The sequence below is a fragment of the Fundidesulfovibrio terrae genome (assembly GCF_022808915.1).
GTDB classification, from domain to species: domain Bacteria; phylum Desulfobacterota; class Desulfovibrionia; order Desulfovibrionales; family Desulfovibrionaceae; genus Fundidesulfovibrio; species Fundidesulfovibrio terrae.
Map to the genome: position 1 here is coordinate 275,030 of NZ_JAKZFS010000005.1, position 23,644 is coordinate 298,673.

Annotated in this window: 13 protein-coding genes and 2 tRNA genes; 8 read left to right on the plus strand and 7 right to left on the minus strand. The window is 61.4% G+C overall.

Features of this window, described 5'->3' with window-relative positions; all coding sequences use genetic code 11:
- Positions 1–18 precede the first annotated feature (18 nt).
- Together ML540_RS15980 and ML540_RS15985 are read right to left on the minus strand one after the other, a co-directional pair.
- Positions 19–1,173, minus strand: coding sequence for a glycosyltransferase (locus ML540_RS15980; protein ID WP_243363462.1), 1,155 nt, complete (start codon positions 1,171–1,173; stop codon positions 19–21).
- The gene (locus tag ML540_RS15985; RefSeq protein ID WP_243363465.1) at positions 1,166–2,818 is read right to left on the minus strand and encodes a glycosyltransferase family 4 protein; all 1,653 of its coding nucleotides are present in this window, start codon (positions 2,816–2,818) and stop codon (positions 1,166–1,168) included. Before ML540_RS15985 ends, ML540_RS15980 begins: the two co-directional genes overlap by 8 nt.
- Positions 2,819–2,935: 117 nt before the next feature.
- Here ML540_RS15985 and ML540_RS15990 point away from each other — a divergent pair, with 117 nt between their 5' ends.
- The 5 genes from ML540_RS15990 (at position 2,936) to ML540_RS16010 (ending at position 8,623) form a co-directional block, all read left to right on the plus strand.
- Positions 2,936–4,423, plus strand: coding sequence for a GGDEF domain-containing protein (locus ML540_RS15990; protein ID WP_243363467.1), 1,488 nt, complete (start codon positions 2,936–2,938; stop codon positions 4,421–4,423).
- A 38-nt stretch (positions 4,424–4,461) separates the two neighbouring features.
- Positions 4,462–4,538: transfer RNA gene (locus ML540_RS15995), tRNA-Arg, on the plus strand.
- An 838-nt stretch (positions 4,539–5,376) separates the two neighbouring features.
- On the plus strand, positions 5,377–6,072 hold the full coding sequence (locus tag ML540_RS16000; protein WP_243363469.1) for a class I SAM-dependent methyltransferase: 696 nt from the start codon (positions 5,377–5,379) through the stop codon (positions 6,070–6,072).
- 125 nt (positions 6,073–6,197) lie between these two features.
- On the plus strand, positions 6,198–7,178 hold the full coding sequence (locus ML540_RS16005) for a glycosyltransferase family 2 protein (RefSeq protein WP_243363471.1): 981 nt from the start codon (positions 6,198–6,200) through the stop codon (positions 7,176–7,178).
- Between the two features lie 74 nt (positions 7,179–7,252).
- Entirely contained in the window at positions 7,253–8,623 is a 1,371-nt protein-coding gene (locus ML540_RS16010; RefSeq protein WP_243363474.1) for a DUF2142 domain-containing protein, read from the plus strand.
- A 227-nt stretch (positions 8,624–8,850) separates the two neighbouring features.
- On the opposite strand, the gene ML540_RS16015 is transcribed toward ML540_RS16010, so the two are convergent.
- From ML540_RS16015 to ML540_RS16035, 5 genes are all read right to left on the minus strand, one after another.
- Positions 8,851–9,228: a response regulator gene (locus ML540_RS16015; protein WP_243363477.1), complete on the minus strand. Its 378-nt coding sequence runs from the start codon at positions 9,226–9,228 to the stop codon at positions 8,851–8,853.
- Positions 9,229–9,268: 40 nt separating this feature from the next.
- Positions 9,269–11,920 carry a methyl-accepting chemotaxis protein gene (locus ML540_RS16020; protein ID WP_243363479.1) on the minus strand — a complete coding sequence of 884 codons (2,652 nt, stop codon included), beginning with the start codon at positions 11,918–11,920 and terminating at the stop codon, positions 9,269–9,271.
- Between the two features lie 48 nt (positions 11,921–11,968).
- The gene (locus ML540_RS16025) at positions 11,969–15,973 is read right to left on the minus strand and encodes a PAS domain S-box protein (RefSeq protein WP_243363482.1); all 4,005 of its coding nucleotides are present in this window, start codon (positions 15,971–15,973) and stop codon (positions 11,969–11,971) included.
- 169 nt (positions 15,974–16,142) lie between these two features.
- Positions 16,143–18,836: a PAS domain S-box protein gene (locus tag ML540_RS16030; RefSeq protein WP_243363485.1), complete on the minus strand. Its 2,694-nt coding sequence runs from the start codon at positions 18,834–18,836 to the stop codon at positions 16,143–16,145.
- A 62-nt stretch (positions 18,837–18,898) separates the two neighbouring features.
- Complete coding sequence (locus ML540_RS16035; protein ID WP_243363515.1) at positions 18,899–21,178, minus strand: Rossmann fold nucleotide-binding protein; 2,280 nt, start codon at positions 21,176–21,178, stop codon at positions 18,899–18,901.
- A gap of 194 nt (positions 21,179–21,372) precedes the next feature.
- Here ML540_RS16035 and ML540_RS16040 point away from each other — a divergent pair, with 194 nt between their 5' ends.
- The 3 genes from ML540_RS16040 (at position 21,373) to ML540_RS16050 (ending at position 23,562) form a co-directional block, all read left to right on the plus strand.
- Entirely contained in the window at positions 21,373–22,272 is a 900-nt protein-coding gene (locus ML540_RS16040) for an NAD(P)/FAD-dependent oxidoreductase (protein ID WP_243363518.1), read from the plus strand.
- Between the two features lie 66 nt (positions 22,273–22,338).
- Positions 22,339–22,414 (plus strand) — tRNA-Ile (locus tag ML540_RS16045).
- A gap of 128 nt (positions 22,415–22,542) precedes the next feature.
- The gene (locus ML540_RS16050; protein WP_243363531.1) at positions 22,543–23,562 is read left to right on the plus strand and encodes a Nif3-like dinuclear metal center hexameric protein; all 1,020 of its coding nucleotides are present in this window, start codon (positions 22,543–22,545) and stop codon (positions 23,560–23,562) included.
- Positions 23,563–23,644: the final 82 nt, after the last annotated feature.

A 23,644-nucleotide genomic window follows, 5' to 3' on the forward strand; every position in this document is an offset into this window, starting at 1 on the left:
GGAGGGGCCGCGAGGGCCCTACCCCATTTGGCCTTGATCCGGGCTCGAGCCCCCGGGCACGGCGACAAGCCGGGCGTATACCTTGGCGTAGTCGGCGGCCATGCGCTCGGCCGTAAAATGCCTGAGCGCCCGCTGTCTCCCGTTCTCGCCCATGGCCCGGGCCAGCGAGTGGTCCGTGAGCAGCGCCGAAGCCGCCGAGACCAGCCCGTCCTCGTCCATGGGGAAAGCCAGCCGGCCCGTCACTGCGTCCAGCACCTGCTCGACGATCCCGCCCACCGCGTAGGACGCCACCGGCAGCCCGTGGGCCATGGCTTCCAGCACGATGAGCGGATGGTTGTCCGCCAGGCTCGGATAGACCAGAACGTCGCTGGCGCACAGAACAACCGACAGCATCTCGCCCTCGAGATACGGCAGGAACAGCATGCCACCGTGCCGCTCTGCCGCCTCCCCGCCAGCCACCACGCCCAGCGCCCCCGGCACCAACGCCGCGATGCGGGCAAACAGCGCCTCATAGCGCCCGCCGCCCTTATACCCGGCGCGCGTGCCCCCGTGGGCCAGGAACAGCGCCACCCGGGCTTCGGGCGCGATGCCGAGCTTCGCCCGGGCGGAGGCCTTCTCCATGAGCTCCGGCGGCACGACCACGCCGTTGGGGACCACCTTCACCGCGAGGTCCGGCCACTCCCGCCTCAAGAGGCCCGCCAGCCACGACGACGGAGAGACCATGGCGGGCCGCACGTCCCGGACCAGGGCGTGGCGCTCGGCGCGGGTGCGCTTTGTGTCGGGATAATCGCGCGGGCACGGGTCCGGACAGCCGAGTTCGTGCTTGGGGCAGGATGCCGGATAGACGCAGCCGCCCGTGATGAGCGCGCAATCGTGCGCCGTGACCACGAGCGGCCTGGGAACGGACAGAAAACCCGAGAGCAGGCCGCCCCAGTCCTTGGTGGCGTGGACGTGGACGATGCGGCCGGCGGGAGCGCATCCGGCCAACCTGTCCGGCGGGCAGAGGAAGGATTCCAGTCCTCCGGGCTCGGCTCCTCCGGGTTCGGCCGCTTCGAAACTCAGGCTGACCGAGCGCTCGCTCGCCTGCATGCGCGCGAGCGTCCTGGCCACTCCAGCCGCGCCGCCCCTGCGTTCAAGGAGCACGTGGTGGTGCACGCCGGGCGGGTCAGGCATGGGTTCTCTCCAGCAAATCGTGCTTCAAGCACCAGAGCACCAGGGCCTGGGCTTTTTCCGCATTCATGCCCGGTTGGGCCGCCATGAGCTTTTCCGTAAGTTCCGCCGCCGCCACGGGCTTTCGCGCGAAGACCAGGACTGCGCGCATGGCCTGCTCGTCCACCACCGCCTCCAGCCCTTCGTAGACCAAGGGGAAATCCTGCCCCCGGTACACGGCGTTGCCCAGCCTGCTGGCCGTGAGAGTAACGGCCGAACCGACCACTTCGGCGGGAAATCCCGCGAACACCCGGGCGTAGACGACAGCCGAGGGATGGCGCGTGCCAGGGCTCTCCGGCACTTCGCGGGTCCAGAGTTTTTCCCACAGATCGGCGTATCGTCCGGCGACGGCCCGCCAGGAGTATCCCGAGGCGTTGCGCACTCCGGCACGTCCCATCTCGCGGCGAAGCCCCGGGCTTTCGGCCAGGCGGCGTATGGCCCCGGCCATGGCGGGCACATCCACAGCCATCCGCTGTGCGAGCAGCAGGTGGGTGTGGTTGTCGAAACACATGGGCGCCAGGAGGTCGACCCCCTCCGTGGCTGACGGCCCCATCGTGGGAACCAGCAGTCCGCTTTCCTCCGGCAGGACCAGGTCGCGGTAGCCGTCGAAATCCGAAGCGATTACCGGCAGACCGCTGGCCTGGGCCTCAAGCAGGGTCAGGCCGAATGTCTCCTGGAGGTTGTCCGAGGGGGAGAGGAACACGTCCGCCGCTGCGTAGAACGCCCGTCGTTGCTCGTCAGTTGGGCGCTCGGCCACGGTCAGGGGCAGGCCGATGTTGCGGGCCAGGTCTTCCAGGACGCCCCGCCCCCAGTCGCTCTCGTCGGTCCATCCGGCCAGCACGAGCCTCGCGCCTTCCAGGCGGAACCCGCCAAGCGACAGGCGGTGGAAAGCCCGCAAGATGGGCAGGAAATCCATCTTGGAGGTGTGGCACAGCCTGGCCAGGACCAGGAAGACCACCTCACCGCCGAAGCCCAGGCTCCGGCGACACCGGGCGCGGCGGATCTCGTCCTGGGCCTGGAATTCGTCCAGATCCACTCCCAGGGGGACGTGCTCCACGGCCGGTTCGCGGTGGACGGCCGGGTCCAGGCCGTAGCCTTCGCGCAAAAAGCGGTAGAACTCCCGAACCACCCCCACGGCCGCCCGGGACGTGGCCACCACGGCGTCGCGAGGGGTGGTGCACGGGCTCAGATGCTTAAGGAAATCCTGTCCGTAACGGGCATAGCTCAGGGAATGGGTGACGGATGTGATGGGAAATATTTGCCCGGAACAGGCATTGCGTACTGCTGCCAGATACCCCGGGTGCATGATGCAGTCCGAAAGATGGAAGACGTGGTGCGGCGTTGCGCGTAGCTGCCCGGGAAGCTGGCGGCGCTCTATGACCTCGATCCGGCCCTGCCCCCACAGATCCGGCCACCGTTCGGAAAGCGCGCCGGAGAGTTGCGCGCAGGCCCCGGCGGAAGCGGGATAGAAACGGTAGGCGTCGTAGGGGTCCAGGTCCAGGAGCCCCCTCAGAAACCCTGCGTTGGCCTGGGTCCTGCCCAGGATCGGCCCCTGCTCCACGAACGGGTCCAGGGTGGCCCAGATGCGTTTGGCGATCATTGTTTTCATGAAACATGCGGCAGCCTTGAAGTCAAACCGTCTCTCCGGGCGGCCATTCCAGCCACGTGGACCGCATATTGCATAAGACGGACGGCGGCATTGACGCACATCCTTCGGAGGAACGCCATGAAACGAGGCAGCAGACCCGACCTTATCTGGGGCTTAGGGCTCGACGAGAACCTTTCCAAGGCCCTGGAAACGGCCCTGGGGTCCGGATACCACCTGCGCAACTGGCCCATCACCGCCCTGCCGTCCAAGCGCGACATGGACAAGGCCAGCCCGCTCACGGTCTGGATTCCGCTCTCCGTGTGGAACGTCCTGCCGCCCTCCTCCCGCAAGCACCTGCGCGATTGGGAGCTCACCCAGCGGGTGCTCCTGCTGGACGGCCCCCAGGATGGCCCGGACGTGGAGGAAATCCTCGAGCTGGGTTTCCTGACCGCGCTCACCCCGCCGATCACCGCCAACAAGATCCGCGACGCCGTGTTCAGAGCCAAGGAAGTGCGCGGCCTCTACGACGACATCTTCAGCATGACCCGTGAAATCATGCTCGAACGCGAACTCCTGGCCCGCAAGACGGACCAGATCATCTTTCTCAACACGGTGCTGGCGCGGGCTTCCCAGTCCCTCGAACCGGGCACGATCCTTTCCAACGCCCGCGAGGACTTGAGCCTGCTCTTCCCTATCCACGGCCTGCAGGGCGTTTTCTGGCAGCCCGGCGAAAACGGCAAGCTGGAGGCCGAACTGTTTCTCGCCCCGTGCCTGGACCAGCACGGCAGACAGTCCTGGATCGAATACCTGCTCGGCAGCGCGACCAAGCTGGCCGGAGGCCCGGTGGACGCCTTCACGGTGGAGCATCTGTTTCAGGTCTCGCCGGACTCCTGCATGCCCGAACCCGGCGCCCAGACGGCCATGCTGCTCCCTCTCAAGATCGCGGGCAGCGCCTTCGGCTGCCTAAGCATCGCCAAGGACAAGAATCTGCGCCTGGGCAAGGATCAGGTGACGTCGCTCAATGCGGCCGCGAACCACCTGGCCCTGGCGTTGCGCAACGCCTTGCTCTTCCGCGAGATCAAGGCCAAGGCGGACCACGACGGGCTCACGCGCATCCATAATCGTCAATCCTTTGACGAACGCTTGGCGGACGAACTCAAGCGCCACCAGCGCTACCGGCACAGCCTGAGCCTGCTCCTGTTCGACCTGGACCATTTCAAAGCCATCAACGACACCTACGGCCACCAGGCCGGAGACATGGTTCTCAAGGACGTGGGGGCCATCATGGACGACTCATGCCGCGAAACGGACTTCGCGGCCCGTTTCGGAGGCGAAGAGTTCGTGGTCATCCTGCCCCAGACCACAGAGGACCAGGCATGGGTCCTGGCGGAGCGCCTGCGGCGCAAGATCGAACACGCCACTTTCAACTACGCGGACAAGAACTTCCAGGTGACGGCCTCCATCGGAGTGGCGACGCTCAGCCCCGGCTCCCTGGACAAGCGCGAGGACCTGATCCGCCAGGCGGACCAGGCGCTCTACCTGGCCAAGTCCAACGGGCGCAACATGGTGTGCGCCTCCCAGGCAAAAGAACAAAAGAAAGCGGTGGCCAAAGCTCGCCTCGCTTGACATCGCGCGCTGCCCAACATACATAAAGCGGCTTCAAAGGGCAGTTAGCTCAGATGGATAGAGCGTTGGCCTCCGGAGCCAAAGGCCACAGGTTCGAATCCTGTACTGCCCGCCAAGGATTTAAGAGGTTTAGGTACATCACCTAAACCTCTTTTTTCGTTGAGAAGCCGTTTCACGAGATCCAGCATTGCCGTTTCCCGGCCTAGCCGGCCTCCGGCTTCGGCGCACGCCGCCCTCAGGCAACCCACGAACGGAATTCAGGCCAGGCAGGATTGTTTTGCGCAGGCACCTTTCTGGGGCACGCAGGACATAAGACCTTCCTGGCCCCGACAAACGTCGGATCACGCCCGGAAGCCTGGGAAGCCCGCCAGCCCCAGAATCAAGATCAAGTCAGGCCGGAGTATCGGCGCGGCCGCCCCCCTTACCTAACTAAACGCATCGACAAGCCGAAGGGCGTTCAGCCCTGGTCGGGCACGATTAGAGGTCATGGTTTTCAATCCACCCGCCTCGCATGACCCCACCCGTCCAAGTGCCCACCCGGAAAACCTGGAGCGAACAACAACCGTCCAGCGCAACAATCGTCAAACCGTGGAAAGACATGGGTCGTAGAAAATACGTATCTTTCGTGTTTCCCCCAATTGAGGGATTCGGAGAATACCTGTTAGATAAAATAGAGACGGTCTTCTAGGAACCAGAAATAACTGGAGATGCTCCGGACGGCAGGCGACACACTGGCGACGAAGGGGGCATTCATAAAAATACAATCAGTCCAAACAGATACAATTACGCAAGACATACTCACGCATAGTTTTCTAAACAAATTCCATATAGCTCATCATTATTGTTTATCACGCGGGATGATGGGAGCACGCAAATAACACAGAAACTCAAAAATAATATTCGATCGCAAACAATGCAATATAAATTAATTGTTTACGAACGGAGATAGTCAAATGGACTACAACGACACTGAATGGAACAACTACAGGGAACGATTTTCAAAGGTATACGACAACTCAAACTATTCTGGCGGAATCCAGTCTCTTGTAATGAGAGAGAGTCACAAACTTTCAGAGAAGGCGTTTAGTCCACGTGTCCATTTCGAAAAAGTTCTAGAGGTGGGGTCGGGAACGGGAGAACATTTCAAGTACGTCAGGCATACATTTAGCACATATATTATTACTGATGCAGATGAAAATGCTCTTGGGATTGCAAAAACAAAAATCAGCAATGCAGAACAACAAAATATTAAATTTGAAGTGCAATCCGCAGAAAACCTCTCATACCAAGACGGAACATTCGACAGGCTCTTGGCTTGTCATGTTCTCGAACACCTCTACCATCCTCATCTCGTCCTGCAAGAGTGGCATAGGGTACTTAAGGACGAAGGGGTCCTCTCGGTTCTTCTTCCAACTGACCCTGGTCTTGCCTGGCGCTTAGGACGGCATTTAGGGCCACGAAAGAATGCCCTCGCGCAAGGAATAGCATACGATTATATAATGGCCCGAGAACACGTCAACTCGTGCAATAACCTCATCTACCTACTCAGACATTACTTCCCTGGCGCAAAAGAAAGCTGGTGGCCGCTACCTATTCCCTCCATTGATTTAAATCTATTTTTCGCATTCCATGCAACAGTAAAAAAATAACGTCTATATTTAAAAAATGAACTACATTCAATTTTAAACAAAATTTTATGAACTGTTATAACAGCTTTTATCAATAAATACTCAACACAATTAGTTGCTGTCATAAATAATAAGGTGGAAAAATCATGATCTCATCCCTACAAATTGCAGTCGTAATCCCCTGTTACAGGGTTAAAGACAAAATATTGAGTGTACTGACTAGAATAGGACAAGAAGTAGACAGGATCTATGTCGTTGACGACTGCTGCCCGGAGCACTCAGGACACTATGTGGAACACAACCACCCTGACAAAAGGGTACGCGTCATAGTGAACAAGCACAATATGGGCGTAGGTGGGGCCGTAATCGAGGGCTACAAGCAGGCTCTCTCCGACGGGATGGACATAATCGTGAAGCTGGATGGCGACGGCCAAATGGACCCAGCAAAGATACCTCTACTCGTGAGCCCCATAGTTGCAGGGCAGGCAGACTACACAAAAGGAAATAGATTTTACAACCTCGAGAAGCTTTCAGCGATGCCCAGAGCTCGAAAATTTGGCAATGCCGCATTGTCATTTATGACTAAAATTTCATCAGGATATTGGAATATATTTGACCCAACCAACGGCTTTACGGCTGTTCATCGCGGAGCAGCAGTTTTAATTCCTTTTGACAAGTTAAGTTTGCGCTATTTTTTTGAGACCGACATTCTTTTCAGATTGAACATTATCAAGGCCGTTGTCGTAGATGTGCCAATGGACGCCTTTTACGGAGATGAAAAAAGCAACTTGAAGATTTCAAAAATTCTGTTTGAATTTCTTTATAAACATGCCGTAAATTTTTCAAAGCGGATATTTTACAACTACTATCTCCGTGATATGTCTCTTGCATCCCTAGAATTACCATGCGGAGTAATATTACTTACTTTCGGCGTATTATTTGGCTCTTCGCAATGGTATCATTCAGTCAAGACTGGCAATGTCGCCAGCTCCGGAACAGTCATGCTTTCGGCATTACCGCTGATCGTTGGTATCCAATTCATACTTGCATTCATCGGATATGACATAAGTACAGTACCAAGCAGGCCTTTGCACATCATTTACGCAGAGCGCGAAAGATTGAAATAGCGAGTTTCAAAGTATTTTCCCCTCGCGTAATACTTCACGCCATAATCCATTTTGAATTCATCATCGGAGCATCTGTGAATACGTATACAAAGTTTGACAAACTGTTTATTCTTTTGTTGCTTACACTTGTCGCTGTTTTTGGCTTGTTGTTTTTGCGCATCATCCCCCCATTCCAGTCTCCAGATGAGTTTGATCATGTGAAACGCGCCTATATGTTAAGTCGAGGCGTTTTTTTTCTTGAAACTCGGAAAGGGGAATCCACGGGCGGCATGGTTGACACCGCCCTCCTCAACTTCATGGAAAAATTTACCAATCTTCCTTTTAAGCCATTGAATAAAATCAACCGGGAAGAAACCAGCTCTGCAAGCACGATTCGATGGTCTGGCCTTGAGACTTATTCTACTGCTCCGGGAACTGGGTATTATTTTCCACTCATTTACACTCCGCAAGCAATAGGGCTTTTTGTTGGCAGAACCCTTAACCTGACTGTGTACAGTTCGTATCAGCTTGCGAGAACTTGCAATATCGCAGTGTCCTTGGCTTTGCTATGGATCGCATTCTCCTATTGGCCTTGCAGTCCCCTCCTCGCGGCCCTTCTCATTCTCCCGATGAGCCTATTCCAACTAACTTCCGCATGCATTGACTATACATCAATATCATTAACTGCACTATTGATATCCATATTCTTGTACATATCGGACTCAGCAAAGGATGAAAAAGAAAAATTATTTTATATCATGACGTTTCTGATATCCGTCATATCTTCTTGCCGCCTGCAGATGCTCCCAGTGTTTGCGCTCGTTATAATGTCGTGCTTTAATCCATTTCGTTGGCGCAAGATGTTGTTTGGATTTTTTTCTTTAGTTGGCGTATTATACTGGACGTTATACTCAATAGTTAACACGGCAGACCTACGCGTTTCACAAGACGCATCAAAGGTCGACATCATCTTCTTCTACCTGAATAATCCAGTTAAGTTTATTGCTGTACTGTGTAATACTTTGTCGTCACGAGAATTAATCTCATGGTACACAAGTGGCCTGCTAGGCAGACTTGGGTGGCTCGACATAGCGTTCTCTGATTCGCAATATATTTTCTTGCTTATATGTTTGTCGCTCACCATTGTGCTATCGATTTCCATCAAGACTTTTGCCAGCATGAAGATTGAAAGATTCTTAATATTGCTTGCATCCATCGTGTCAATATTTATTGTGTTCGCCTCTATGCTTATAGGCTGGTCTAAACATCCAGCGCAAATCATTTCCGGGGTACAAGGACGATATTTCACCTTACCATTCATACTTTTTTCCTTTTCGATTTCATCTACATGGAAAGGACACGATTCCATTTACCGCAGAATTGGCCTTTCATTAAATGCAGTATTTATTATATTTGCCGCGCTGGTGATGCCTATTGCAATAATATATCGGTACTACTTGGGGTGAAGAATTATTCAACATGCGCCCAGGGCAAAAGATCCAGGCACAAACAAGAAACCGCCTCGCTCGGTTCCGGTTCGGGACTGAAGAGGCGGTTTGCTTCTTGATCGCGTTCAGATCGTTGAGGCCGCTTCGCTCGGCCTGTGAGGCGTGCCTCTCTGTCTGAACGTGGTGAGGCGAAGCTCAATTCGCACCGTTACGCATTCTTTACGAACGCCCCCCACGGGCCAGTCCTACCTGCGCGCCGCCCCCAAGAGGCTTGTGATGCTCTCGAGCACCTCGTCCACGTCGAGGGGTTTGGTGATCACCTTCCTGGCTCCAAAATCCTTGGCCCAGGAGAGCGTCTCCAGATCGGTAAAGGAACTCCCCGCGCTCATGGCCACAATGGGCAGGCTCGGACGTATCTTGAGCAGTTCGGTGATGGTGGCCAGCCCCTCCTGGCGCGGCATGAAGATGTCCATAAACACCAGGTCGGCGGGCTGTTTCCTGAAGAGGTCCACCGCCTCCACGCCGTCTCCTGCGGTGACGACCTCGTGACCCTGCTGCGCGAGCAGGGTCGAGAAAAACACTCGTATCATCTCCGCGTCGTCCACGACCAGTATCCGAGCCATGGTCACTCCTTCTCCGTTTTCGCCGCCAAGGGCGTTCGGGCTATTTCAGCATGTGACAGGCGTCCCGGCCCTGTTCGGCCTGCTGGGTGCACATGCTCTGTATAAGCCGGTTGAGCGATTCAAACTTCTCATTGAGGCCGCGCACGGCCTCCACCGACAGATCCATGCCCTGCGCGATCTCCGAGGCCAGCTGGTTGACCTCTTCGGTTGAGCGGGTGATCTCCTCCACGGCTTCGGCCTGTTCCTCGGACGCGTTGGCGATGGCGTGAACCTGCGAGGCGGTGGATTCGGACATGCCCACGATCTCCCGTAGGGACACCCCGGCCGTATCCGCCAGCTGCGTGCATTCGGCAGCGGCCTTGGCCGCCTTGTCGGACTCGACGATGTTGGCCCGGGTGCCCTCCTGGATGGCCAGAACCACCTTGGCCACGTCCTTGGTGGCCTCCATGGTCTTCTCGGCCAGCTTGCGCACCTCGTCGGCGACAACAGCGAAACCGCGCCCGGCGTCACCGGCGCGGGCGGCCTCGATGGCCGCGTTCAGGGCCAGGAGGTTGGTCTGGTCGGCGATGTCGTTGATGACGGTCATCACCTGGCTTATGCCCTCGGCCTGCTGCCCGAGGGCGGCCATGTTGCGGCTCTGGGCGTCGGTCAGATCGCGGATGCGCCCGATGGCCCCCGTGACCTGTCCCACCACCTCCGCGCCGTTCTGGGCCCTCTGCCGGGCGGTTTCGGCGTTGCCGGAGACTTGGGAAGCGCTCCTGCTCACTTCGAGCACCATCCGCTTGAGCTTTTCCGAGGCGTCCAGGGCCTCGCCCACCCGCTGCTGCTGGGTCTTGGCGCCGCTGCTGGACTCAGTCACGTGGTGTTCAAGGCGTTCGCTGTCGTTGTTGACCTCGGCGGCCAGGGTGTCGGCCTCGCCCGCGATGCGGGCAATGGTTTCGTTCTGTTCCTTGAGCAACTGCAGGTTGCGCTTGATGTCGGTCAGGGCCGTGAGCATGGCCATGACCCCGACCATGTTTCCGGCTTCGTCCTGGATGGGGGCGGTGTCGATCTTCACGAAGAACTTCTCCCCGCCTGAGTGCGCGCCCTCGTATTCCACGTTGGTCATGATCTCGCGCTTGTCGATGACCTGCCGGATGATCGTCTCCAACTGCCGGTGGGAGGAGAACACCTGGGAGAGGTCCTTGCCCACGTAGTCCTCGGGCATGTGCTTCTCGTGGAGGAAGTGGGCCAGCCATTGGTTCACCAGATGGGCCTTCCCGTTTAAGTCCGTGACGATGCAGGGCAGGGTCACGGCGTTCAGGATTCCCCGGGCGAAAGCCAGGCGGGCCTTGAGTTCCGCCACCATCTTCTCGATGGCTTCCTTGAGGTGCCCCATCTCGGCGGTGAACGTCCCCTTGAGGCTGGCGTCCAGATCGCCTCCGGCCACCTGCTCCGCGTAGTGGAGCACCGCGCCCAGGGGCCGGTTGAGGGTCTTGCGGGTGAGCCAGATGAAGGCGGCGGCGGCCAGCGCCAGGAAGAAGGCCCCGAAAATCGCCAACCGCAGGACGATGCCCTCGATCTCGTTGCGCAAGTCGGAGGTCTGGGCGGCCACGGCCCTGTCGATGTCGTCGGTATATTCGCCCATGCCGACAACCCATCCCCAGGGTTTGAAGAGCTTTACGTAGGAGAGCTTGGGATAGGTTTCGGTGGTCGCCCCTCCGTCCTTGGTGGGCTTGGTCCACTGGTAGACCACATAGCCGTCCCCGGCCATGGTGGCCACGTCCACCATGGCCACGAACAGGTTTTCGGACTTGCCCGGAATCTCTTCCATCTTGCCCGAGAGCCCGGCCTGCTTGTGGGTGGCTTTGTTGAATGCCGGTGAATCAAGCGCCTTGCCCACCAACTGGGGCGAGGTGGGGTGCATGAGGGTGATGGGCACGGGCCGGGTGGTGTCGGTTATCCAGAAGTAGTTGCCGTCGTCCAGACGCATCTGGGCCACGGCGGCCTTGGCGTCCTCCTGCATGCGTTTGGTGATGTCCTCCATCCAGGAGCCGGCTCCGAATATCCAGCCCAGCTCGGGCAGCAGGTGCACGAAGGATATCTTCTCCTTGGGGCTGCCCTTCTGGCCGGGCTTGTCCCACATGTAGCTGACCATGCCCTCTCCGTGCTCCTTGGCCGTCTTCACGATATCCTGGAACATGGGCGTGCCGTGGGGGTCCTTGAAGTCCTTGAGGTCCTGCCCGTCCAGCTCGGGCTTGACCGGGTGCATGACCATGCGGTGTTCGGTGTCGTTGATCCAGATGTAGTTGCCCTCGTCGAAACTGGCGTTCCTGGCCATCTGCTTAATGCGGGACTTGATCTCCTCCATGGGGAGCTTGTCCTTGTTGGCGATCAGGAACTCCTTGGCCTGGTTGTAGACGCCGTCCACCACGAGCTTGAGCTCGTCGCGTTTACGGCGCTTGAGGGCCTCCTTGTCCTGGGAGAGTTTGTAGTAGGAGTTCACTACCTCGTAGGCCAGGGTAACGTAATTCTTACGCTCCATCTTGGCCGCCGCGTACATTTGCCCCGAGAGATCGTGTTCGCTACGCTTGGCGTACTGTTCCAGCTGGGAGATCATATAGGCCAGGGAAACCGCGCCACCCACCATGAGGATGACCACGAAAAGAAGAGTGACCTTGACGCCGATCGATGCCTCGGAAAGCCGTCTCATCGTGGATCTCCTTGTGGTCGCCGCGAAGAACGGCCGGCGGCCGCGATTCTACCGGGCATCCCCGGCCGTGTTCTTCACGCGGTTCATTTCAGCCGATGTCTGATCGAAAAGCGTCTTCAAGCCGTCCAAGGCCGCGACGCCAGGGGCGCCCCCTTTGACGGCGGCCGCTTCCACCCTCCTGGCCGCCTCACTCAGGCGGAGCGCGCCGACTCCGGCCGCGTTGCCCTTGATACGGTGAGCGTAGAGCCTGACATTCGCCGCGTCGCCCGCCGCGTCAGCGCGGGACAGCTCCGCGAGGTCCTCGGGAGTGGCCCTGATGAAGGTCGCCTCCATGGCCTCGAGGAGCGCGGTCATGCCCTTGAGCCGGGCCAGGGCGACCTCCCGGTCCAGAAGCGGCGCCTCGCCGGGTTCCGGCGCGGGTCGCTCCCCGGAACCGCCGGAAGCCCCCTCCCCCATTTCCGGAGTGGAGACGAGCGTCTTTTCCCGGGCTTCCGCACGTTTAGAGAGAGGTGCATGTCGTGCCAGTACCAGCAAAACCTCGTCCAGGTCCACCGGCTTTGTCACGTAATCATCCATTCCGGCGGCAAGGAACGCCTCGCGGTCGCCTTGCATGGCCTGGGCGGTGATGGCCACGATGGGCAGGCTCTTGCCGGCCTCGCCGCAGGCCCCTGCCCGTATGGCCCTGACGGCCTCCATGCCGTCCATCACAGGCATGCGTCCGTCCATGAGCACCAGGTCGAAGCCGCCCTGCTTGAGCTTTTCCAGGGCCTGGGCTCCGTCCTCGGCCAACACCACCTCGTGCCCGAATCCCCCCAGGAACGAGCTCAGGAGCTCCCGGCCCATTTCGTGGTCTTCCGCCAACAGGATGCGCATGGGCTTGAGATGCTCGGCCGACCACAGTTTTTCTTGCCTGAGCTGGCGGGCGTCCTCGTGGTCGATGCCCGGCTTCAAGGGCAGGGAAAGGGAGAAGCGCGAGCCGCCCCCCGGCCGGGGCTGGTAGGAAAGCGTCCCGCCCAGAAGCTTGGTCAGCTTGCGGCTGATGGAAAGCCCGAGCCCGGTGCCGCCGTACTTGCGCCCCACGCTCTCGTCCGCCTGCCGGAAGCTTCTGAAGACAAGGGAGCTCTTGTCCTCGGGGATGCCGATGCCGGTGTCCTCGACGGTGAAGGCGGTCACGCCCTTGGAATAGGCCACCGTCACCGTAACCCCGCCCTCTTCGGTGAACTTCACCGCGTTGGAGCAGAGGTTTGCCAGGATGGCCCGCAGCTTGGTGGGGTCGGAGACCACGAACCGGGGCACGTCGTCGTCAATGACCAGGTCCAGCCTGAGCCCTTTGGCCTCGGCTTGGTGGGAGAACGTGACCACCATGTCCTGCACGAGTCTCGGCAGGTTGAAATCTATGGCCTCCACCTCGGCCTTTCCCGCCTCGAGCTTGGAAAAATCCAGGATGTCGTTGACAAGCGCCAGAAGCCCGTGGCTGCTCTTGTGGATCATCTCCAGGAAACGCCCGGCCTCACCGGAGGCCCCCCTGCGCAGGGCCAGGTCGGACAGGCCCAGGATGGCATTGATGGGGGTGCGCACCTCGTGGCTCATGTTGGCCAGGAAGATCGACTTGGCCCTGGTGGCCTCCTCCGAGCGCCTGCGCGAGCGTTCGAGCTTCTCGGCGGTGCGGGTCAGTTCCCGGTTGGCCTCTTCCAGCTCGCGGGCCTTGGCTTCCAGGTCGGTGGTCTTGCGGGAGAGGTCCTCGGTCCTGTCGCGCACCAGCTGCTCCAGGCTCTCGTTGAGCTCATGGAGCTTCTCCTCGGCCATTTTCCGGTCGGTTATGTCCGCGTACATGCCAAAGGACCCTGCGAAATGTCCCTCGCGATCCGTGACGGGAGTGACCGAGGCGATGGTGCACAGGATGGTTCCGTCCTTGCGCAGGAACATCCGTTCGCGCTTGCGGTCGAGACGGCTCCGGCGACCGCGGTTTGTGTTCCGGTCCTGCCGGTAGGGTTCGTACAGGAACATCTCCATGTGCTGCCCAACGATGTCGGCAGGCTCGTAGCCCAACATGTCCGCCATGACCGAGTTCACATAGGTGATGCGCTGAGCGGGGTTGAGAACGGCGATTCCTTCGTTTGCGGTTTCCACGATGCGCCTGAAGCGCTCCTCGCTCTCCTTGAGCTCCTGCTCGGCCACCGCGCGCTCTGCGATCTGCCCGAGGTGCTCGGCCACCACCTGGATGATCTTGCGTTCGTCGCGGGTGAAGGGACCGTCGTCCAGGACGGTCTTCGGCTCCGGGTAACCCGCCTCCACGAAGCCGTGGCACTGTCCTCGCACCAGAATGTCCTCGGTGATGGACGCCACCGGAGTCCTGAAACCGGGAGGGGCATGCTGCACGCCTTCGTAAACGATTCTGGCCACGGCGGATTCTCCGAAGGTGAGCACCGGAGGGAGCAGCGTCGCGGCCTCCCCCAGGATGCCACCGAGGGTGACGCCGCGCTTCTGGCTCAGGTGGGAGATTCCGTAAAGGCAGTCGAGCATCTTCACCCGCTCATCCAGTTCGGCGGTGCGGCGCAGAAGCTCCATGCCAGCCCGCTTGTTCTCGGTGACGTCGCGAATGATGCCCACCACGAAGCGGTTGCCCGAAGTGTCGATGTAGCGGGTCTTGGTGGTGACGATGACCCGAATCTGGCCGAACTTGTCGGTGATGACCTCGTCGGAGATGTCTTCCTCTCCGGTTTCGAGCACCACGGCGTCCCTTTTCCAGAAGAAATCCACCTGCGCCTTGGGGAAGAAGTCCGAGTCGTCCCGGCCCAGGACCTCCTCGCGGGACTTGCCGATCAGCGTGCACAGGGCGTCGTTGACCAGGATGAAGCTGTGCCGGTGGTCCTTGACGAATATGGGGTCCGAGATGCTGTTTATGATCTTGTCCAGAAACTCGCGGGACGCGGCGGTATCGCGTTCGGCCCGCTCGCGCCGGGCGATGTCCTGGGTGAGGGTGTGGGCCATGGAGTCGAAGGACTTGGCCAATTGGCCAAGCTCCCCATCGGCGTAGTCGAGCCCGCTGCGCGTGTCCATGTTGCCCGCGCTGAGCATGCCGGCCGCGTCGATGAGGCGCTTTACCTTGCCCACGATGATCAGCCTTCCCGCAAGGATGGCCACGCTCAGGGCCAGGGCGGTGGCGGCCAGCACGAGCAGTATGTCGCGCAGAAGGATGCCGTGGGCCCGGCTCAGAGCAGCGGATTCGGGCATCCTGACCCAGAAGTGCATGTAGGGCTCGCCGCCGTCTTTAAGGCGCAGCCGCCGGTAGGCCACGATCTGGCCGAGACCGTCGGCGTCTCGGGCTCTGATCACGGCCCTGTCCGGGACTGAGGTCATGAGCGCCAGGGAGTCCCGGTCCAGGGCGCCTCCCGGGACCGGGCCCGACCCTGGAGGAGAGCTGGTGAAGAGGATCGTCCCATTGCGGTCGGCGACATCGAAAACCGTTCCGGCGGGCAGACCCGGCATGCGGGAGAGAGGTTCGAACAGGCCCAGATCCACGATGGCCACGGCGATGCCCGCCGCGTCTCCGGATCCGAACGGAGCGGCGAAAGCAATGCCGGGGCGCCCGTCGGCCTGGGTGCGCAGGAAGCCACTGGCCGAAAATGCTTGCGCGGCCTGGATCGGCCGGAAAAATGGAGCCTTGAGCAACGCCTCGCGGTCCACTGGCTCGGCGGCCACCATGCGGGAGCCGTCGGCCCGGCACAGGAGCAGGTTCAGGTATCCGCTGCCCGCCTTGAGCGCCCGGCGCAGAATGGCGCCGCTTTCCTCGCCGTCGTCCAGCGAGGTCGCGGGAAGAGCGCTCAACACGGAAAGCATGCGCCGCGTGGACTCGGTGGCGATGCTTTGGATGTCGGCCGTTTCCTCCACCAGCGCCGCCGCGTCGGACTTCACCATGTCCAGGGCGTGCTGCTGGCGCTCCACCCCAGCATTGATGATCACGGCCAGCGGAGGCAGGACGCACAGAAAGACGAGCAAAAGAATCTTCTTCTGGACTGATCCGCGCAGGATCTTTTCCAAACCCGTCTTCATGCGGCGCGGCCTTTTCGATGGTTGATCGGCTTGCGTCGGCAGCGAACCGGTATCGGATATCGGGAACTTCTATTGAAAACTCCAGCGAATCGTATTTCATTGCGACAAAAACGGCAATGAGTCCGATCCTTCTCCAGCAAGGACATTCCCGCCCCTGACCTCCTTCTCGCTACCGGGGTTCGTGAATGGACGACGCGACCTCCTCGAGCAGGTCGTCCAACTGCCGCAAGGCCAGGACCGCTTCCGCACGATCGTTTTTCCCACATGCCCTTTCGAGGGATTCTCCGGCCGCGTTGATCGGCGAAACTCCGAATGCGAGCGACGTCCCCTTGATGTCATGCCCGGCGGCCCTGGCGCCGGCGAAATCGCCCGCTTCGACGGAGGCCCTGGCCGAATCGGCGCGACCACGGATAAAATGGAGGAAATCCTTGACCATCGGCCTAAAAGACTCACGCACGGAGTCCATCATGGGGTTCATGGACTGCTGGCGCGCCCCCCCCTGGGTGTGGCGCACGATGGCATCCTGGAGCGCCTCCAGAGTGACTGGCTTGGCCAGATAGCCGGTCATTCCGGCGTCCAGGAAGCGTTTCTCGTCGCCCTGCATGGCGTAAGCCGTGAGCGCCACCACGGGCATTCCGGCGGTCCTTTCACCGCATTCCCCCGCCCGTATCCGCCCGACTACCTCCAACCCGTCGAGCTTGGGCATCTGAACGTCCAGGAAGACCAAGTCGAACTCGTACGATTTCAGGCACTCCAGAGTGGCCTGGCCGTCTCCAACGGCCTGGACCGAATGGCCGAGCATGCTCAAGTATTGCTCGAAGACGTGCCGGTTGAACGGGTTGTCCTCGGCCACGAGAATCCGCACGGCGGATTGAGCCCCGCCCTCGGCCTGTCCTGTCCTGGCCGATTGCGATACCACCCCGCGCGCCGGTTCGAACGCCGCCGTGAAGTAAAACGCGCTCCCCCGGCCGGGAACGCTCTCCGCCCATATGCGCCCACCCATAAGCGACACCAGTTCCCGGCATATGGCCAGGCCGAGTCCCGCGCCCTGGTAAGCCTTCGAATACGACGAGTCGGCCTGCCTGAAGCTGTCGAAGATCATCTCGATATCCCCGGGAGCGATCCCCACGCCCGTGTCGGTGACGGTGAACTGGAGCACTGCCAGCCCGGAAAGGGCGTTGCGCAGCATCCGCACGCTCACGGATATCGTGCCCTGGTCGGTGAATTTCAATGCGTTGCCCACAAGGTTGGTCAGGACCTGCCCAAGTCGGGTGGGGTCGCCCATCAGAGTGTTCGGGACGTCCGTGTCAATCTCCCACGCGAGTTCGATCCTTTTCTCCCGGCAGGGATAGGCGAACGGCTCCAGCACCTTCTCAACGAGATGCCCGAGCGAAAACACCTTGGAGTCCAGCTGCAGCTTGCCCGCCTCCACCCGCGAGAGGTCCAGCACGTCGCCGATGATGGCCAGCAGGGTGTGGGCGGATTCTGCTATCATGGAGAGGTGGCGGGCCGTCTTCAACGGATCGGGGACACGCTGCGACAGCTCGGCCAAGCCCAGGATGGCCGAGAGGGGGGTGCGTATCTCGTGGCTCATGTTGGCCAAAAATTCGCTCTTGGCGCGGCTGGCGGCTTCCACGGCGTTCATGGCGGCCTGCAGCCTGTCACGGCTCGATTTGCGTTCCGTGATGTCGCTGACGAAAGCGTAGTAGTATTCCACGCTCCCGTCCGGCCCCAAGAACTGGTGCAGGTTGACCTCCACGGGCACATGCGCTCCGCCGAGGCGGACCAGGCAGGTCTCGAAACGCACCGGCTGCCCCGTGGCGCGCAGGCGCTCCATGGCGTCGTTGCCCGCCTGCCTGTTCTCGATGGGGACGAGGGCGCCGGTCCAGGCGAGTTCCAGGAGCTCCTTCCTGGAATACCCGAGCAGGACCGAGAAGGCCTTGTTCACGATGGCGATTTTTCCGTCGGGCCACATGGCCAGGAAGGGCTGCGAGGAGTTTTCCAGGAAGTCGGAGAGCAGATCGGAATGCTTGCGGATGACCCGCAGGGCTTTTTCAGCGTTCACCTGCTCGGTGATGTCGTATCCGAAGGACACCGTGAAGAACGCGCCGTCGAACCCTGCGAACCGGCTGTTCTGCCAGGAGAAATGGCGTTCCTCGCCGAGCTTGCTCACGATGGGGTTGGCGTGGTTCCGGGGGTAGTCGGAGCCAGTTTGGATGGATTGGAAGAGTTCCACGAGTTCGCAATACCGGTCGCCCGGGACCACGGTGTCGAACCAGGAGCGGCCGAGGAGCTCGTCGCGCTCGTAGCCAGTGGCCCGCTCCACCGCTCCGTTGCAGACGAGAATCCGGCCCGACTTGTCCAGGCACACCACAAGGACGTTGGCCGTCTCGATGAGCTGTTCGAGGAAATCGTTGGCGCGACGGAGGTCGCGAAAGGCCATCGCGCGTTCGGTGATGTCCCGGATGAACCCGGAAACCTTGACGGGCCTGCCGGATTCATCCCGGGCCACCCGCGCGCACGCGTGCACGACGCGGGTTTCGCCGTCGCTGCGCCGGACGATGCGGTATTCGATATCGAAGGGAGCGGTTCCGTCCAGGGCGTCGCGCAGTGCGGCCATGACGGCCAGCCGGTCCTCGGGATGAGCCAGCGACAGGCATTCCTCGAGGTCGAGGCGGCTTTCTTCAAGGCCGTGCAACGCAAGCCATCCCCGTGAGAAATGGGCCAGGTCCCTCTCGATATCCCACGCCCAGGAGCCCATGCCCGCCAGGACCTCGCTATCCTGGAACAGGTGATGGCTCCTGCGCAGTTCGCCCAGTTCGGCGAGCAGTTCATCCCGCGATTTTCCGTCGTCGGGGTTCATCGGAACTCCGCAAGGCGAGAACGTCCGCCGGATCAGGATTGAAGTTCTCCCGCAGGCCGTGCCTATCCCTCCAGCATGGCCAGTTCCAGGGCCCGGTCGATGTAGGGAGGAATGACCACCCCGGCCCGAGCCAGGTTGTCGCGGGCCGAGGCCACCTTGGCCAGATCGATTCCCGCCTGCCGCCAGTAGGCCGCAGGATCGTCCAGAAACGCTTTTATCACGGCGAGCGCCTCAGGATACGAACCCACCATGTGGCAGCAGTTCACCACCCACATGGGGCCGAGCGGAGGAATCTCCGCCGTCCCGACGTCGTGGGCCGAAGACAGCTCCTGGAACTGCTCGATGGCCTTGCGCCAGAGGTGGCCTCCCTCGCCGCCCAGGCCCATGGGGTCCACGAACACGTAGGGTGCGGGCAGGCAGTGGCCGATCTTCATGAACGTCAGGGCCATGTTGATCTCGTAGCAGGTGCCATAGCCGCCGATGTTGAACACCTTGAAGAGCGAACGCCTGTCCAGGATGTCCTGGCGGGTGTTCAGGGCGATGTTCACGAACTGCACCACGGCCTCGGGGGAGAAGTTGGTCTCCTGCCCGATCTTCTCGCCGTCGATGCCGACACCTATGCGATAGATGCCGTGCCGGGCCGCCGCGTCGTCCACGGCCTTCATCACGCCGGGGCCGCTGCCGTGGGCCACGGCCAGGGCCTGCCCCAGGCGCTCGTCCGCGGCCAGGGCCGCGAAGAATTCCTCCAGCTGCGGCATGAGGATGGGCTTGAGTTCGTCCACGACCGAGCCGAAGAAGGCGATGGTGGTGTGCAGCCGGGAGATGCGCTCCTTGCCCTCGGCCGAGACCCAGAAGCCGCCCTTGAACTCGCGTACGTGGGAGGACTCCTCGGAGCCGAAGATCATGTAGAAGCGCATGCCCTCGCGCCATAGGCGGGCGATCTCCTCGTAGGAGGACTGGTCCAGGTAGTACTCGGGCTTGCCGCCGTTGTTCGCGCCCCGCATGTTGATGCTCTTGATGACCACCACGCCCACGCCGCTGCGCTTGAGCACGCGCAGGGTATCCACCGGCGGCAGGGCGTCGCTGACGAACACCTTGGACAGGCTCTGCTCGCCGCCCACGTATTTGAGGTCGTGCAGGAAGGTGCGGAAGCGCTTGGGCACCTCCTCGTCGGCCAGCACCGCCTCGGGCACGTTGCCGCGCGCGCATTCGTAGACCAGGCGCCACTGGAATTCCGGTATCCAGCGCCCGTCTTCCTGCTCCCAGGGGATGTTCACGATGCGCCCAGGCATCATGATGCGCCCGTAGATGCCGCCCCGGCCGGAGGTCGGGGACACCTCGTCGAAGAGGGCGTCGCAGGCGCTGGGGCTGAAGATGTCGGTGATCTCCGCGAAGTCCACTCCCCTGGCCAGGATGGCCGTGGCCTTTCCGGGCTTGAGCACCCGCGACGAGATGGCCGCCACCCGCTCGTCGGCCGGGTAGAGCTTGATGCGCACCTTGAGGGCGCGGCAATCCACCGGGTCCTCGCCCCGGTTGTAGATCTCGGCCTGGCGCAGGGTGCCGATGCCGGTGGTGCGCACTCCGTCCAGCAGCCGGGATGCCAGATGGAAGACGCTGGGGTGGCTCAGCTGGCGGGAGATGAAGGCCGTGTAGGGGCCGAGCGAGATGCGCAAGGCGCTTACCAGGAACTCCTTGGGGCCGAGGAACTCCGGCAGTCCCGAGGGGGCGGGCTGCTGGAACATGGCCAGCCCGTGCTTGCCGCGTATGAGCATCTCGGAAAAGTTGTTGGGGATGCGGATGAGGCTCTGGGAGATGATGTAGCGCACGTTCTCCAGGGGAATCTCGACCACCCCGTCGGGGCCTATGTCATGATGCTCGGGCAGAAGGAGCTCCTCGCGCTCCATGGCGGAGAGGACCTCGTCGCGGTTCAGATGGTCGCCCATGGGCACGAACAGGCGGCCGATGTCCACGGGGGTGCGCTGGGTCAGGTTCTGGAGGTCGGAGAGCGATTCGGCCAGATGCTTGTTGAGCGCCGTGACCACCACGGGCAGCTCGATGCTTTTGTGGGCGTCGGACACCACCGGATCGCCCTCGCCCAGGTGGATGTCCAGGCCGATGCGCGAATGTCCGCTCCGCCCGCTTATGTCCAGGAACTCATCGAGGCGGCGGCTCTGGGACACTGTCCGGTCGGCCAGGTCGCGCACCAGTCCGCGCAGGGAGTCGCTCACATGGTTGAAGCGCATCACGCCGAAAAGCTGCGGTGCGGCCAGCTCCTGGTTGAAATGGATGACGCTGGCCTCCACCAGCTGGCCGTCGCCTGTAACGAAAGGGGCTTGTTTCATGGAAGATGCATGGTCCTTTGCGTGCGATTCGAATACGATCACATCGTAACGGAGTTTCCCGGCTTCTGGCAACAACCGGCGGCGCATCCATCCGCGACTGACCCCGGCGCGCCCCACCGGAGGAACGGGGCTTCCCTTTTTTCCAGCAATGCCTATCATACCCGGATGTTGCAAAACTTTCCACGGAGCACGTCATGAGCAGTACGCAATGCCTCATCATCGGCGCGGGCCCGGCAGGGCTCTCCGCCGCCATATACACGGCCCGGGCCGGGATGAGCACCCTGGTCCTGGGCGGCAACCCAAAAGTGTACGGCGACTACGACATCGACAACTATTTCGGGTTCGAGCAGACCATCTCCGGCCGCGAGCTCATCGAACGCGGACGCCGCCAGGCCGCCCGCTTCGGCGCGGATATCCGCGAGGAGAAGGTGCTCGGCGTCCACCACGGCGAGGACGGCGGATTCTCGGTCAAGACCGACAAGGGCCAATACCGCGCCTGCTCGATCATCCTGGCCGCCGGCGTCAGCCGGTCCAGGCCGAAGATTCCCGGCATCGAGGCGTACGAGGGCAAGGGCGTCTCCTACTGCGTCTCCTGCGACGGGTTCTTCATCAGGAACAAGCCCGTAGTGGTGGCCGGCGAGGGCGTCTTTGCCGCCAACCAGGCCCTGGAGCTTCTCAACTACACCCCGGACGTGACCATCTGCACCCTTGGCAAGGAGCCCTCCTATCCGGCGGACTTCGCCGCGCGACTGGAGCATGCGGGAATAAAGACCCTCACCTCGCCCGTCACGGCCCTGTCCGGCAATCCGGGCCTGGAATCCGCGGCCCTGGCCGACGGAACGGTTCTGCCCGCGCAGGGGCTCTTCATCGCCCTGGGTGAGGCGTCCTCCACCGATTTCGCCTACACCTTGGGCGTCACCCGCAAGGGAAACTTCATCGAGGTCGACCCGGAGATGAAAACCAGCGTGGAGGGGGTCTTCGCCGCCGGAGACTGTACTGGGGGATTCCTGCAGATCGCCGTGGCCGTCGGGGAAGGCGCGCTGGCGGGAAAATCCGCCATAACCTGGCTCAAGGAGAAGTGCCCGGCGAAATGATCCCGCCCAAACCTCTTGACACAAGTCATCCGCAGAGGTATGGGCTTTGATTCATACTTGAGTTGGGGGCCTATAGCTCAGTTGGCAGAGCTTCCGGCTCATAACCGGGTGGTCCCAGGTTCGAATCCTGGTGGGCCCACCACTCATCCTGCAAGGAAGAGCCGTTGCCGAACGACGAGCAGAAAATCTTTTTGGCTGACGCCGCAAACAAAACGAGCTTGAAGGTGCTTTCCTAGGGGTCTACCCGGAAAGCGCCTTCTTTTTTGACAAATGAACATACGCGACATTTTTGGCCTCATCGAGCAGGCCGCCCCCCCGCACATGGCCGCCTCATGGGACAGGTGCGGCGTGCAGGTGGCCGCCGCCGCCACCGATGCGAGCAAGGTGGCCGTGGCCCTGGACCCCACCCCGGAAACCCTGGCCGAGTCGCTCGCCTGGGGAGCCCAGGTGGTGCTCACCCACCATCCCCTGGGCAAGACCCCGCGCCTGCCCGACCGCCTGGACACGCATCATGAGGCCCTGCGCCTGCTCCTGACCCACGGCGCATGGCTCTACGCCGCCCACACCACCCTGGACTGCGCCCCGGGCGGACCGGCCTCCTGGCTGGCCGACGAGCTGAATCTTTCCAACCGCCGCATCGTGGACCCGCAAGGCGCCACTCCCCGCGTCATGGGCATCTTCAAGGAAGTGACCATGGACGGCTTCGAGGCCATCAGCTTCCCCGACGACCTCGACGTGGACCGCCTGCACTTTGACCGCGACGCCCTGCGCCACGCGCCCCAGGCGTTTTCCTGCCCCGAGCCCCAGTGGCCCGCCATGCGCGAAACGCTCAAGCGCTGCCCGGACGTGTCCGCCATGGCCGGGGCAGTGCGCCTCGTCGAGCCCGCAGAGCCCTTCGGCTACGGCATCGCGGGCGAACTGCCCGAGGCCCTGAGCTTCGAGGCCTTCATGGCCGCGCTCTGGAAGGCCGTGCCCCGGTCATTCTTGACGCTTACGGGCCAGGCTCCGGCCACGGTCAGAACCGTGGCCTACTGCACGGGCTCGGGCGCGTCCTGCGCGGCCAAGGCGTTCGCCCTGGGGGCGGACGTGTTCTTAACCGGCGACGTGACCCATCACGCCGCCCTGGATATTCGTGGGCTCGGCCTGACCATCGACGCGGGGCATCGCGTCCTTGAGGAAGAGATGATGCGCCGCATGGCCGATCTCTTGTCCCCGAAGCTCGGCGCAAACGGAGTGTCCGTGCGCTTCTTCGAGAGCGCCGACCCCTTGCGGGCCGTGCTCAGGCCCTAGGACGATTTGCGCGGACGCCGCCCGTCCGCAAGGCATTTGTCGTTAAAGATCGCACCGGCCGGACCTCCCAGGCGGACGTACA